Here is a 500-nt window from a genome sequence, read left to right on the forward strand (position 1 = left end):
GCCTGAAGCGCAAAGAGTTTATCGAAGCCGCGCAGGTCGGCGGGGTCTCGACGGCGAGCATCGTGCTGCGCCATATCGTCCCCAACGTGCTGGGGGTGGTGGTGGTGTATGCCTCGCTGCTGGTCCCCAGCATGATCCTCTTCGAATCCTTCCTCAGTTTCCTGGGACTGGGGACGCAGGAGCCGCTCAGCAGCTGGGGGGCATTGCTCAGCGATGGCGCCAACTCAATGGAAGTTTCGCCCTGGCTACTGTTGTTCCCGGCGGGTTTCCTGGTGGTGACCCTGTTCTGTTTCAACTTTATCGGCGATGGTCTGCGTGATGCCCTCGACCCGAAAGACCGCTAAGGAGCGCTGCCATGACCATGATTGAAACGGCAAAAGCGCCGCAAGCGCAGAGCCACAGCGGGCTACTGCTGGACGTGAAAGATCTTCGCGTCACCTTTAAAACGCCGGATGGCGACGTCACCGCCGTCAATGATCTGAACTTCACCCTGCAGGCGG

1 protein-coding gene is annotated in these 500 nt (G+C 60.2%); it reads left to right on the top strand.

The features are described 5' to 3' along the window. Positions 1 to 344, top strand: a 344-nt coding sequence (locus MKP05_RS21690; protein ID WP_240570190.1) for an ABC transporter permease subunit, incomplete at its 5' end; no start/stop codon positions are given. Positions 345 to 500: the final 156 nt, after the last annotated feature.

Source organism: Halomonas flagellata (genome assembly GCF_022487945.1).
Classification (GTDB): Bacteria; Pseudomonadota; Gammaproteobacteria; order Pseudomonadales; family Halomonadaceae; genus Halomonas; species Halomonas flagellata.